At 71.5% G+C, this 10,811-nt stretch carries 9 protein-coding genes; 6 read left to right on the forward strand and 3 right to left on the reverse strand.

All coding sequences use genetic code 11. The features are described 5' to 3' along the window. The first annotated feature begins 17 nt into the window (after window positions 1-17). Window positions 18-812 carry a glucose 1-dehydrogenase gene (locus tag ABZT17_RS40420; RefSeq protein WP_356356962.1) on the forward strand — a complete coding sequence of 265 codons (795 nt, stop codon included), beginning with the start codon at window positions 18-20 and terminating at the stop codon, window positions 810-812. Window positions 813-876: 64 nt separating this feature from the next. On the opposite strand, the gene ABZT17_RS40425 is transcribed toward ABZT17_RS40420, so the two are convergent. Next, a complete protein-coding gene (locus tag ABZT17_RS40425; protein WP_356356964.1) occupies window positions 877-3,597 on the reverse strand; it encodes a branched-chain amino acid ABC transporter permease/ATP-binding protein in 2,721 nt (906 codons plus the stop codon). 129 nt (window positions 3,598-3,726) lie between these two features. On the opposite strand from ABZT17_RS40425, the gene ABZT17_RS40430 reads away from it, so the two are divergent. Genes ABZT17_RS40430 through ABZT17_RS40450 form a run of 5 tightly spaced genes read left to right on the forward strand, consistent with a single transcriptional unit; the run spans window position 3,727 to window position 9,268 of the window. Then, the gene (locus ABZT17_RS40430) at window positions 3,727-4,965 is read left to right on the forward strand and encodes an ABC transporter substrate-binding protein (RefSeq protein ID WP_356356966.1); all 1,239 of its coding nucleotides are present in this window, start codon (window positions 3,727-3,729) and stop codon (window positions 4,963-4,965) included. A 14-nt stretch (window positions 4,966-4,979) separates the two neighbouring features. Beyond that, complete coding sequence (locus ABZT17_RS40435) at window positions 4,980-5,744, forward strand: ABC transporter ATP-binding protein (RefSeq protein WP_356356968.1); 765 nt, start codon at window positions 4,980-4,982, stop codon at window positions 5,742-5,744. A 10-nt stretch (window positions 5,745-5,754) separates the two neighbouring features. Continuing rightward, a complete protein-coding gene (locus ABZT17_RS40440; protein ID WP_356356970.1) occupies window positions 5,755-7,098 on the forward strand; it encodes a hypothetical protein in 1,344 nt (447 codons plus the stop codon). Continuing rightward, window positions 7,095-8,495 (forward strand): acyl-CoA reductase, encoded by a 1,401-nt coding sequence (locus ABZT17_RS40445; protein ID WP_356356972.1) that lies wholly within the window; start codon window positions 7,095-7,097, stop codon window positions 8,493-8,495. Before ABZT17_RS40440 ends, ABZT17_RS40445 begins: the two co-directional genes overlap by 4 nt. After that, complete coding sequence (locus ABZT17_RS40450; protein ID WP_356356974.1) at window positions 8,492-9,268, forward strand: FkbM family methyltransferase; 777 nt, start codon at window positions 8,492-8,494, stop codon at window positions 9,266-9,268. Before ABZT17_RS40445 ends, ABZT17_RS40450 begins: the two co-directional genes overlap by 4 nt. A 41-nt stretch (window positions 9,269-9,309) precedes the next feature. Here ABZT17_RS40450 and ABZT17_RS40455 read toward each other — a convergent pair whose 3' ends face one another. Continuing rightward, complete coding sequence (locus ABZT17_RS40455; RefSeq protein WP_356356975.1) at window positions 9,310-10,311, reverse strand: glycoside hydrolase family 43 protein; 1,002 nt, start codon at window positions 10,309-10,311, stop codon at window positions 9,310-9,312. Continuing rightward, on the reverse strand, window positions 10,311-10,628 hold the full coding sequence (locus ABZT17_RS40460) for a DUF1905 domain-containing protein (RefSeq protein WP_356356977.1): 318 nt from the start codon (window positions 10,626-10,628) through the stop codon (window positions 10,311-10,313). Before ABZT17_RS40460 ends, ABZT17_RS40455 begins: the two co-directional genes overlap by 1 nt. Window positions 10,629-10,811 lie beyond the last annotated feature (183 nt).

Here is a 10,811-nt window from a genome sequence, read left to right on the forward strand (position 1 = left end):
ACAAGGCGGTTCGGGGCATGGGACGACTCGACGGCAAGATCGCCGTGGTGACCGGGGCGGCGTCGGGCATCGGCGCCGCCACGGCACGCCGTGTGGCGGCCGAGGGCGCGCACACGGTGGTCGCCGACCTGAACCTCGACGGCGCGAAGGCGGTGACGGAGGAGATCCGCGCCGCCGGCGGCTTGGCGACCGCGGTCCCGGTCGACCTCGGTGACGTGGACAGCGTACGGGCCATGGTGGCCGCGGCGGTCGAGACGTACGGCGGCCTCGACGTCCTGCACAACAACGCGGCGGCCACCCATCTGGCCGCCCGCCGGGACCTCGCCGTCGTGGAGGCCGACCCGGCGGTCTGGGACGACACAATGCGCGTCAACCTGCGCGGCACGATGGTCGCGATCCAGGCCGCCGTCCCCCACATGATCGCCCGTGGCGGCGGCTCCGTCATCAACACCTCGTCCGGCTCCGGCCTCACGGGCGACCTGCGCAATCCCGCGTACGGCGCCTCCAAGGCCGCCCTCATCAACCTCACGCAGTACGTCGCCACCCAGTACGGCAAGCGGGGCGTGCGCTGCAACGCCGTCGTCCCGGGCTTCATCGTCACGCCGGCGAGCGCGGGTTCGGCGCACGGAGCGATCCGTGAGGCGATGCTGCGCCATCACCTCACGCCCCGCCTGGGCCGACCCGAGGACGTCGCCTCCGCGGTCGTCTTCCTCGCCTCCGACGAGTCCGCCTTCGTCACCGGCCACGCCCTGCGCGTGGACGGCGGACTGCTCTCGCACGCGCCGTACGTCGCGGATCTGCGGGACGCCTGAGAGACCCGCCGGTGAGGAGCCGGAGGCGCTCGGTGCGCCTCCGGCTCGAGGCCGTCGCGGCTGCTCAGGCCTGCGCCTCCGGCTCCAGCTCGCCCAGATACGCCGCCCGCACCGCCGGATCGCCGCGCACCTCCTCCGGTGTGCCCGCGCTGATGCGGCGTCCGAAGTCCAGGACGACGACCTGGTCGCAGACGCTCATGACCATGTCGACGTCGTGCTCGACGAGCAGCACGCCCATACCCCAGTCATCGGCCAACCGCCGTACCAGATGGGCCAGTTCCCGCGTCTCGTCGTCGGACAGCCCGGCGGCCGGTTCGTCGAGGAGCAGCACGGACGGCGAGGCGGCCACCGCGCGGGCGATGGCCAGCAGCCGCCGTTCGCCGTAGGACAGGTCGCCCACCGACCGGTCGAGACTGTTCTGGAGTCCGAACTCCCTCACCGCGACCAGCACTTGGGGTGGCAGCGGGCGACTGCCGGGGCGGACCAGGTCCGTGAGCCAGGCCCATCGTCCGGGCCGGTCGCAGGCCGCGTACAGGTTGTCCAGGACCGTCATGTCCTCGAACAGCTCCAGCGACTGGAAGGATCGGCTCAGTCCGGCCGAGGCCCTCCCGTGCACCGGCGTCCGCGTCACGTCCCGCTCGCCGAGGCGCACACTGCCGGACGCGGCCCGCGTGAAGCCGGTGACGGCGTCGATGGCCGAGGTCTTGCCGGCGCCGTTGGGACCGATGAGCCCCACGACCCGGCCCGGTTCGATGTCCAGCGAGAGCCCGTCGACGGCGACGACTCCGCCGTAGCGCACGGTCAGGTCACGGACATGGAGCGGGACCGGGGTGGCGCGGGGGACGTCCGCCGCGGCGGACGCCTCCTGCTCCCGTGCCCGCTCCGGGTCCTTTTCCCGCACGTGCCCGGCGCGCCGCGGGAAGAGCCCGCGGGCGATGCCCGCGGCCTGTCTGCCGGCCTCCTTGCCGATGCCGTCCTGGTTGCCCACCAGCGTCAGCACCAGGACGACCCCGCCGATCAGCGGCATCCACTCGCTCAGCCCGGGCAGCACCCAGTCCCCGAAACGCGCACCGACCGTGCCCGCGGCGAACGTCGCGCCGAACAGCGGGCCCACGAGGAAACCGACACCGCCGATGACGGCGAGACCGAGCGCCGTGATCGAGTCGAAGCTCGCGAAGTCGGAGAAGACCACGGAGGTCGAGCGGAAACCGGTGAGCACTCCGGCGAGCGCGGCGATGGCCGCGGACAGGCCGAAGGCGTACAGCTTGGCCGCCCGGACGTCGATGCCGAGGGCGGCCGCGGCCCGCTCGTTCGCCCGTACGGCGACGAGCCGGCGACCGGTTCTGCTGCGCCGCACGTTGGCGACCACCAGCGTGGCGGCGGTGAACATCACGAGCACCACGGCGGCGTACCGCTGCGGATGGTCGACCCCGGAGATGCTGACGCCGAAGAGCGTCTGCCTGCCGATGGCGATGCCGTCACTGCCGGTGGTCGTCGACAGGCCGGTGTTCTGGAAGACCATCGCCTCCAGCGTGGTGCCGAGGCCGAGTGTGATGATCGCGAGGTTGACGCCGCGGGTGCGGACCGCCGGGAGCGCGAACAGCAGGCCGATCGGCACCGTGCCCAACACGCCTGCCAGCAAGCAGAGTTCGAAGGGCCAGCCCCAGTCCGCCGCCGCGTGCCCGGCGATGAAGGCGCCGGTGCCGGCGAGGGCGTAGGCCGCGAGCGAGACCTGTCCCGCGTACCCGGTGACCACGATGATCGACAGGATGATCAGCGAGAGCACCAGGGTGCTGGTGATCGCGTCGGCCCACAGGGGAGTGGAGACGCTCACCAGCACCAGTCCGGCCACCACGGCGAGAGCCGCCGGCAGGGGGCGGACCCGTCCGGTGCCCAGCGCCGGCAGCCGGTCCAGGAACGTGCCGCGCAGCGGCAGTGCCCGGCCGCGCGCGACCAGCACCAGCGCGATGAAGAGGAAGGGCACCGAGGAGGCGAGCCCCGTGACGCCGCTGCCGAAGCGGGTCAGTTCGGACTGTACGACGCCGATGAGCAGGCCCCCCGTCAGCGTGATGGGGAACGAGGAGAACCTGCCCACCAGGGCGGCGGCCAGGGCGCTCAGCAGCAGGGTGGTCAGACCGGTCACCGACAGTCCGATGACCGGCACGATCAGGATCCCGGTCAGTCCGGCGAGCGCCGAGCCCAGGGCCCAGTTGCCGGCGGCGATCAGGTCCGGGGACCAGCCGAGCGCGGCGGCGGCGGCCTCGTTCTCGGCGACCGCGGTGGTGCCCAGGCCGAACAGGGTGCGCCTGTACAGGAGATGGAGGAGCGCGGTGATGACGACCGCGATGCCGAGCAGCCAGACGCGGTCCTCGGAGACCGTGGCCCCGGCGACGGTCAGCAGCCGGGTGGGCAGCTTGCCCGGCACCAACTGCAGGCTGTCGCCGTAGCGTTTGAGGGCGAGGGCGGTGAGCACGATGAACACCGCCAGTGTGCCCACCAGCCGGGCCAGGGTGGACGCCCTGCGCAGCGGCCGGATCACCAGCAGATGGGTGAGCAGGCCCAGCGCGGCGGAGGTGAGTACCCCGCAGGCGACGGCCGGCCAGTACGGCACACCGTGGTTCGCGGCGAGTTCCCACTGCACATAGGCGCCGGCCATCCCGACGGCGCCGTGCGCGAGGTTGAGGACGCCGGAACCCCGGTAGACGAGCACGATGCCGTGCGCGGTGAGCGCGTAGAGCGCCCCGAGCCCCAGGCCGAGCAGGGCGAAACGCAGGATGTCGTCCATCGGAGGGCCTCCCGGAGGTCGAGCTTGGTAGGAGAATTATTTAAATAATTGTGCCGAGAGTACTTCACTAACTCTAAAACGCACCCCATGCTGTTCGGCATCTCAAGGACGAGCCCCAGCGGAGGGACCATGAACGACTCACGCCGACGCAGAAGCGCCGCGGCGACCTGTCTCGCGGTGACCGGAACCCTGTTCGCCGCCGGATGCGGGGGACAGGCGTCCGGCAGCTCGACGGAGACCTCCCTGAAGGGCACGCCCGTCAAGGTGATGGTCTGGGCGCCGGAGAACACCCAGGGCAGCGCCCAGCCCGGGGTCCGCCTCACCGCCCAGGCCTACGAGAAGTGGGTCAACGCCAACGGCGGGATCAAGGGGGGCCCGCTGAAGGTGCTCACCTGCAACGAGAAGAACGACCCCGACGAGGCCGAGAAGTGCGCCCAGCAGGCGGTGGCCGACAAGGTGGTCGCGGTCGTGGGGTCGTACAGCCTCGCGGGCGACCGCTACATGCCGATCCTGCAGAAGGCCGGCATCCCCTACCTCGGCGGTACCGGCGTCTCGGCCGCGGAGTTCTCCAACCCGCTGTCCTTCCCGGTCAACGGAGGCACCCCGGCGATCTTCGCCGCGCACGGCCGGCAACTGGTCCAGGAGGGCTGCAAGAAGATCGCCGGCGTCCGGTACGACCTGGCGGCCGCCGCGATCGTCTCGCAGTTCCTGGCCCTCGGGGCCACCTCCGCCGGAGGCGCCGTCCCCAAGGACATCAAGGTGCCGCTCACCGCCACCGACCTCGCCCCCCAGGTCGCCGCCGCCACCAAGGGCAGCGACTGCGTCAGCGTCATCCTGGGCACCGCCTCGGGCCTGTTCGTGAAGTCGTACGTCCAGTCCGGCGCGAAGACCAAGCTCGGCAGCGTCGTCGGCAACCTCACCCCGCAGCTGGCCGCGAGCACCGGCGGAAGCGGCGGACCGCTGGAGGGGGCGGCGATCACCGGCTACTACCCGCCGACCTCCGACCCCGCCTGGAAGGACTTCCTCGCCGCCACCAAGGGCGACAAGGGCATCGACACCACCAACGGCGCCAACGAGACGACCTGGGTGGCGTTCAAGGTCTTCACCGAGGCGGCCAAGCAGCTGTCCACGATCTCGGCGGGGGCCCTGGTGCAGGAGCTGAACACCACCGCCGGTGTCGACACCGGCGGTCTGACCCCCGCGCTGACCTGGAAGGCCTCGACAGCCCTGCCGATCAAGGGCCTGGACCGCATCCACAACACCACCGCCACCGAACTCACCATCCGCGGCGGCAGGATCGAGTGGGCGAAGCCGGGATCGACCTTCGTCGACGTCCGCAAGGTGCTGACGGCCACGCCGGCCGGCTGACCGGGAGGACGTCCGTGCACGACACCGAGCCCCTGGTCGAAGCCCGCGCCCTGTGCGCCGGATACGGCAGTCAGCCCGTCGTGAGCGATCTCGACATGGAGGTCCGCCCCGGCGAGGTCGTCGCCCTTCTCGGGCCCAACGGCGCCGGCAAGACCACCACACTGAGGGCGCTGGCGGGCGACCTGCCCCCGATGGGCGGCGAGGTCCGCTGGCTGGGAGACGCCACCCGCGCACCGCTGCACCGCCGCGCCCGCCAGGGCCTGGCCTACGTCGGTGAGCGGGCGGTGTTCTCCCGCCTCGACACCGCGGACAACCTGCGGGTCGGCCGGGTGGCGACCGAACAGGCCCTGGAACTCTTCCCCGAGCTGGCCAAACGGCTCAGGACCGGCGCGGGCATGCTGTCGGGCGGCGAGCAGCAGATGCTCTCGCTGGCACGGGCGTTGTCCCGCGCCCCGAGGCTGCTCCTCGCGGACGAACTCTCCCTCGGCCTCGCCCCGTTGGTGGTCGACCGCCTGCTGCGCGCGGTACGGCAGGCGGCCGACCGGGGCCTCGGTGTGCTGCTCGTGGAGCAGCACGTGCGCAAGGTGCTGGACATCGCGGACCGCGTGTACGTGCTGCACCGCGGTCGCGTCACCCTGGCCGGCACCCCCAAGGACCTGCGCGCGGACCTGGGTTCCATCGAGTCGGCGTATCTCGCACAGAGCACACCGAGCGCACAGAGCACACCGAGCGCGCCGAGCACGCCGAGCACGCCGAAGACAACGTATGCGACCGATTGAGGTGGGTGCTGTGCCTAGCGCACGCGATCAGATCCGATCCCTGGTCCTGTCCGGCGACACCTTCGACCAACCTGCCGAAGACATGAGGGAGTTGCAGCTCGAAGCCGCCCGGGAGGCCTTCGCCGCCCACCGGGAGCGCATCCCGCTGCTGCGCACCCGGGCGGAGGAGACCGGCGTCCGCGAGGTCGGCGACCTCAAGGACCTCGTGCCCCTCCTCTTCTCGCACACCAGCTACAAGTCGTACCCCGTCTCCCTCATCACCGCCGGCCGCTGGGACCGGCTGCTGCGCTGGTACACCAGCGTCTCGGCCCTCGAACCGGGAGATGTCGACGTCGAGGGCGTACGCGACATCGACGAGTGGACCGCGCGCATCACGGCCGCCGGCCACCGCCCGTACATCACCAGCGGCACCTCGGGAAAGGTGTCCTTCCTCAACTGCTCGGCGAGCGACCTGAGTTTCCTGCGCGACATCCTGGAGCACCTCACCTGCTGGCCCGACCCGCTGCCGCCGAAACCCACCCGCCGCGGCTACCTCCTCGCACCGGCGAGCGGCCCGATGCGCTCCATCGACGGCTTCCGATGGCACGCGGAGGTCTTCGCCCGCCCTGGCGAGACCCGGCTGCTGACCGAGGACCCCTTGCGGGTGTCCGAGCTGATGAGCAGCGCGCTGCTGCGCCGCCGGATGGCGGAGGGCACCGCGACACCGCAGGAGATCAGCTCCTTCGAGACCACCTCCGAGGCCCGGGAGAGGGAACTGGACGCGGCTGTCACCCGCATCGTCGACGACATCGCCGCGCACCGCGACGAGCCGCTGCTGATCGCCGGCATGAACAACCAGCAGTTCGCGCTCATCCAGTCCCTGCGCGCCCGTGGCGTCATGGACGGCAGCCTCCACCCGGACACCCTGGTGCTCAGCGGCGGCGGCAACAAGGGCCGTGCCCTGCCCGACGACTACCAGCAGCAGTTCGCCGCCTTCTACGACGGTGTCCGCAGGGTGCGCAGCTACGGCATGACGGAGCTTCAGGGATCCTGCCTCGCCTGCGAGAAGGGCAACTACCACGTCCCGCCCTGGGTGATCCCGCTGGTCCTCGACCAGGAGGGCGAGACACTGCTCAACCGCGAACACGGAGTCGTGGAGGGCCGGTTCGCCTTCCTGGACGTCTCACTCGAAGGCCGCTGGGGCGGGTTGATCAGCGGCGACCGGGTCCTCGTCGACTTCTCCCGCTGCGACTGCGGCAGGCCGGGGCCCGTCGTCCTGCCGGACATCCAGCGCTACGGCGACCTCGGCGGCGACGACAAGATCACCTGCGCGGCCACACTCGACTCCTATGTGCGGGGGATGATCCACGGATGAGCGGCACGACTCTCGACAGCACCGCGGCGGACCCGGTCGCCGTCGTGCACGTGATCCGCGGCGCGATCGACGAGGGGCCCCGCACCGAACACGGCAGCCGGCAGAGCGCCTTCACCGCACCGGTACTCGATCTCGACCGCCTCGTGTGGCCCCGCACCGAACCCGGGCCCGCCTTCCACGTGCCCACCGCGGAGATCGTGGACCTGCTGGTGGAGACGGGCGAGGCGCTGAAGGCGGACCGGCAGGGGCTGCTCGCCGAAGCCCTCGACCGGATGATCCACGTCAGCCCGCTCCCCGCCGAGGTGCTGGAACGGGCCTACGCGGCGCTCTGGCGCAGCTTCCGGCGACCCGGCCTGTACGCCCAGATCGACCACGAACTCGGCGGAGCGGACGTGCTCGACGGCTGGCGCGAGGTGCGCCTGCCCGAGGGCCGCGTCGCGGCCACGCGCGCGTTCCCGCCCCGTCTGGTGCACATCATCGCCGGCAATGCCCCCGGCGTCGCGGCGACGTCCGTCGTGCGCGGCGCCCTGACCAAGGGCGTCAATCTGCTGAAGCTGCCCTCGAACGACCTGTTCACCGCGACCGCCATCCTGCGCACCATGGCCGCGGTGGCCCCCGGTCACCCCGTGGTGCGCTCGTTCTCCGCGGTGTACTGGCGCGGCGGCGACGAGACGGTGGAGAGCGTGCTGTTCCGCCCCCAGTTCTTCGACAAGCTGGTCGCCTGGGGCGGCGAGGCGACGATCCGCGGGGCGCTGCGCTATGTCGGCCCGGGCTTCGAACTGGTCTCCTTCGATCCGAAGACCTCCATCTCACTGATCGGGCGCGAGGCCTTCGAGTCCCCGCGGACGCTGGCCGAGGCCGCCGAGGCGGGCGCCGCCGACGCCACGTTCTTCAACCAGCAGGCGTGCGTGGCCAGTCGCTTCCAGTTCGTCGAGGGCACCGTGGAGGAGGCCGACCGGTACGCCGCTCTGCTGTGTGAACGCCTGGGCGTCGCCAGGGAGTTCAGCTCGGCCGCCGGTCCGCGGGTCCCCGCCGCCCTGCGCGAGGAGATCGACGTACTGCGCTCCCTGGCGCCGGAGTACCGGGCCTGGGGCGGTTACGACGGTCGGGGCCTGGTCGTCCGCTCCCCGGAACCGGTGGACTTCCACCCCGACGGAAAGATCGTCGACGTCGTTCCCGTCTCCGACCTGTCCGAGGCCGTCGCACACGCCGGGGTCGCCACCCAGACGGTCGGCGTCTACCCCGACACGCGCAAGCCGGAGTTGCGGGACGCCCTCGCCTGCGCCGGGGTGCAACGCGTGGTCTCCCTGGGCGGGGCGGGCGGTATGCCGCCGGGTCTTTCCCACGACGGTTTCTACCCCCTGCAGCGGCTCATGCGGTGGGTGAACGACGAGTGACGCCGGTGCGACGGCTGCTGGAGATGATGGCCGACCCGGGCCCGCAGGCGACCGGTCCGGCCACACGGGGGCTGCAGTCGCTGGCCTCCGAGTACCTGTGCCACCATCACATCGGCGAGATGCTGGACTTGTACCGTGTCAACTGCGTGTTCGACGTCGGGGCGAATGTCGGGCAGTTCGCCGGGGAACTGCGCGAGCTGGGGTACACCGGCCGGATCGTGTCCTTCGAGCCGGCCTCGGCCGCCTTCGCTCAGTTGTCGAGGGCGGCCGCCGGCGATCCCGACTGGCAGGTGCACCAACTCGCCCTGGGCCGCGAGGAGAGGGCCGGCTTCATCCACACCGGCTGGGACACCATGAACTCCCTGCTGGCGCCGAGCGATTACGGCCGAGGCCGCTACGAGCGGTTCACCGAGACCCGGACCGAGGCGGTCCGCGTCCGCCGCCTGGCCGACGTGATCGACGAGGCCCTCGCCGGCGTCGACGAGCCGCGCCCGTTCCTGAAGATGGACACCCAGGGCTATGACCTGGAGGTCTTCAAGGGCGCCGGAGACCGGACAGGGGACTTCGTGGGACTGGTGTCCGAGGTCGCCCTGCTGCCGCTGTACGAGGGCTGCCCACCGATGAGCGAGGCCGTGGCCGAGTACCAGGCCGCCGGCTTCGAGGTCACCGGCCTGTACTCGGTGTCACGCGAATCCACCACGGGCCGGGTGGTGGAGTTCGACTGCGTGATGATGCGCGCCAGGGCGGCACCGGAGCCGGGCTGGGGAGACTAGCAGGTTCCTGGGCGAGGGGGCGCGGGTCCGGCCCCGCTTCCTCACCCGCCCCCGTCGAGATCGGCGCGCCGCCGCAGCACACGCAACTCGTCGCCGATGAGCTCCATCTCGTACAGCTTGCCCCGGGCGTTCTCGAACGGCCGGTGCAGGATCATCATCAGCCGGTCGTCGAAGGTGCGGAAGAGCATGCCGTGACCGCTGTCCTCGCGGACGAGGGGGCGTCGCTGGCGCCAGGGGCCGTGGAGGTCACCGGAGTCGGAGACGGCGTAGGTCTGGACGTAGCCGCCGGTCAGGGTGCCGTCCTCGCCCACGACGTTCTTCTCGTACGTCGACCACAGCATGAGGAGTGAGCCGTCGGGCGTGCGGTGGAGCTGGGGGCCGTCGGTGACATAGGGCGGGAGCTGGTGGGGTACGCCGGCCGGTATCCCCTCGCCGAGCCAGGACGCGTCCGAGCCCTTGAACAGGAAGACGGGGTCGCCGATCGTGCCGGTGAGGTCCGGGGCCAGCCGGATCGCCTCCATGGTGCCGTCGATGGTCTGGAGCCACTCATGGGCGTACACCATCCAGGGCTGCCCGGACGGGTCGACGTACAGCGTGCCGTCCAGCGTCATGAGGTGGGCCGGTGGGGTGGGGCGGGCGGTGTCGACGACGGTGAACGGGCCGAGCGGGGAGTCGGAGACCGCGGTGACGGTGCCGCGCGGATGGGTCCTCGTGGGGAACGGGGTGCCCCACTTCCCGGGCGGTGGGGCCGGCAGCGGTTCGTCCTGGTCGTGCAGGGTGGTGAACAGGTAGTACCTGCCCTGCCACGGGTGCACCTCGGGCGCCCAGCCGCCGTCGGTCGCCCAGAGGCCCTCCTGGTCGGCGGTCCGGAAGACCACGACGGGGCGTTCCCAGTCGAGCAGGTCCCGGCTGCGGTAGACCATCGTGCCGACACCGTCCACGCCGGACACGGACGGATCGTTGGACGTGTAGAGGTGATAGACGCGGGTCGCCTCGTCGGCCACGACGAACGGGTCGTGCAGCGGCATCCCGGGCAGCCGCATCAGACCGCTCGGCCGGACTCGCCGTGGACGGGGAGCCGTACCGTCAGCCGCACCGCCACGTCGTCCCCCGCCGACAGCCCCCGAGGCCGACGCACCGCGGCCTTGAGCGGCAGCAGATACGCGCCGTCCTTCGGGAAGAGCGAGGTCTCGAAGGCGGTGTCGCCCATGTGCGCGGTCACCGGGATCACACCCCAGCCATAGGTGGCCGCCACCGCCACCGACCGGATGTCGGCGGACTCCTCCTCGGGCACCGGGACGAAGTAGTACGGCGCGGGTCCACGCCATTCGATCACCGTGCCGGTGAAGGCCAGCTCCACGTGTCGGCCCCGCTTCCATGATTCGGTCGGATCGTGATCAGCGTACCCGCGCGGCCACCGCCGCCGGCCGGCGAAGCTCTTCACCCGTCCGCGGCCAAGGACATCACGGACGCGATCGCGTCGGTCCTGGCCAAGACCGATACCCGCACCCGCGACCTGGGCGGAACCGCGACCACCGCCGAG

Source organism: Streptomyces sp. NPDC005648, from assembly GCF_040605395.1.
GTDB lineage: Bacteria > Actinomycetota > Actinomycetes > Streptomycetales > Streptomycetaceae > Streptomyces.